This is a genomic window from Siccirubricoccus deserti (assembly GCF_014283215.1).
Taxonomy (GTDB): Bacteria; Pseudomonadota; Alphaproteobacteria; order Acetobacterales; family Acetobacteraceae; genus Siccirubricoccus; species Siccirubricoccus deserti.
In genome coordinates this window covers 1-1,989 of the sequence record NZ_JACOMF010000189.1, presented here as the reverse complement: position 1 = coordinate 1,989, position 1,989 = coordinate 1, and the positions used below count along the sequence as shown (strand labels likewise).

Below are 1,989 nucleotides of genomic sequence, written 5' to 3'. Positions count from 1 at the left end.
CGAGGTGTCTCAAGCACTGCGGGCAGCACACGGCGGCGGGATCAAAGCGCCTGCGCCAGCGTTTAATATCGTAACCGCGCCACACCGAGCTACCATCGCGGCCGAGCGGCATCCTTGTCCGTAGCCCGGAGGACGACATGGCATGGACCGGCGCCCAATACCGTCAAGGCGATGTGTTGCTGGTCGCAGCAGCGCACCTGCCACCAGATCTGATGCCCATGCCTGTGCCGGCCGATCAGGCGCGCGCCCTGATGCCGCCCGCCACGGCATCGGCGGCCGCGACGCATTTGGTTCCGCTCGTCTGCGGCCTTCGCGCCTTCCGATCCATAAATAGCGACGGCTCGGCCGAATCGCTGGAAATCACCGGCGGCAGCCTCACCCTGACCCATCCCGAGCAGGCGCCGCTGACGCTGGAGCCCTGCATCTGGCGGATCGTTTGGCAGCGGCGGTACGACCCAGCCACGGCAGGTGCGGCCCACCACGCCGTGGCCGATTGAGGGCACCGCCATGGCTCACGCTGCACGGTATACCCCGGCTGTCGGCCCCAAGCCTAAGTGCCGCACACCGCGGCCGCGATCGGGAGCGCCGTCGACGACCTCTACCGGGCGTGCCATCTCCCCTCACCCGCCATTCTTGTCGCGCGTGACGCGGTGCACTTCGCGCGGCTCGCCTGCCGTATCGGGCACGGCTCCATGTTCAGGACGGTCAGCCTGTACCTGTATCTCGGTCTCCTGGCGCCGCCCCTGGGGCTCGCCTTGCACGGCGACGCGGAGAGCGCCGCCTTCTGTGGCGTTATCGCAACCATCGGAGTTCCCTGGGTACGGTCGCTGGAGCGCCCAGGCCACAGCGCTACGGGCATGCTCCGGAGGGTGGTCCGGCTGCTGCTTGCCGCACTCCTGATCGGCGCCGCAGTGGCCGATCTCAGCCTGCTGAGTGGCTTCGGTTGGCGCGGGACTGTGCTGGCGGCAGGGGCCACGCTCGGTGCGCTGGCCAGCCTGCAGATCCTTGGAGACCTGCTCGCGCCGGTTTGGTGGCGGCTGCGCCTGCGCCGGGAGAGCGACGCATACGGCCCGCGGCTCGGGTGGTGGGCCGTGCTGGGCGGCGCCGCGCCCGCCCGACCGGTCGTGCTGCCGCGCCTGGCGGCAGCTTTGGCCGAGGCCGACGCGTTGACCCCCGCTGGCCCGCAGCTTGTCGGGACGGCATGGCGCGGCCGCGGGGAGCCTGAACGGCTCAGGCTGGAAGCGATCGAGGCGGAGTTGCACCGCCTCGGCTTCTGGAGGGGCGAATACGCGCCCGTGCTCGGCCGCAGCGGCCGGTCCTTCGAACCGGGCGCGCGAGTGAGCGCCCTCGCCATGGTCGATGTCGAGCAGGACAGGGTGCCGCGCCTGTTGCGGGCCGCCGTAGCGCTTGACGGCATGGCCGAGGCGGTCAGCGTCTTCCATGGCGTTGCACTCGTGCTGCCGCTGCGAGCGTCGCACCAGCTGACGCCGGCGCCGGCGCCGGCGCCGCCGCAGGGGCGCTGGCGCCGCTCCCGGCGGGCGCCCTGGTGGCCGGCACTGCATTGGGTGGATGACGCCCTGGGGCTGGCGCTGGCGCTCGACCTTGCGCCCACGGACGGGTTGGCCGACCGGCTGCTGGCCCGACGGCTTCGGCGCCTGCCCGAGGCACGCAGACGCACGCCGGCTATCCAGACCATGGGAACTGCACGCTTCATGGCGGCGCTGCGCCCGCGCCCCATGCAGGAGGACGCCCATGGGCGTCTCTATCTGCTTGGCCGAAGCGAGGATCCGAGCGTATTTGTCGCCGTCCACGATCGCGGGCTGGGGCCGGATGGCACGCCGCTGGAGCACTGGATCAGCGTGCCGCCGCACGTCGCCACCGCGCGCGAGGCGGTGGCCTGTAGCTTCGGCATGAACGAGGGGGAGTACCGGCGGATCTGCGAGGCGTGATGCGGACCGCGCTATTACACAGAGCCGTGGCGTGAGAGAG

At 71.3% G+C, this 1,989-nt stretch carries 2 protein-coding genes; both read left to right on the top strand.

The annotated features are described in order from the left end of the window. Nucleotides 1-137 precede the first annotated feature (137 nt). Nucleotides 138-497 carry a hypothetical protein gene (locus H7965_RS29645; RefSeq protein WP_186774064.1) on the top strand — a complete coding sequence of 120 codons (360 nt, stop codon included), beginning with the start codon at nucleotides 138-140 and terminating at the stop codon, nucleotides 495-497. A gap of 360 nt (nucleotides 498-857) precedes the next feature. Then, nucleotides 858-1,949: a DUF6745 domain-containing protein gene (locus tag H7965_RS29640; RefSeq protein WP_186774063.1), complete on the top strand. Its 1,092-nt coding sequence runs from the start codon at nucleotides 858-860 to the stop codon at nucleotides 1,947-1,949. The last annotated feature ends 40 nt before the right edge of the window (nucleotides 1,950-1,989 follow it).

Coding starts and splice junctions, on each gene's coding strand:
- H7965_RS29645 (WP_186774064.1), top strand. CDS start 138: ATGGCATGGACCGGCGCCCAATACCGTCAAGGCGATGTGTTGCTGGTC.
- H7965_RS29640 (WP_186774063.1), top strand. CDS start 858: ATGCTCCGGAGGGTGGTCCGGCTGCTGCTTGCCGCACTCCTGATCGGC.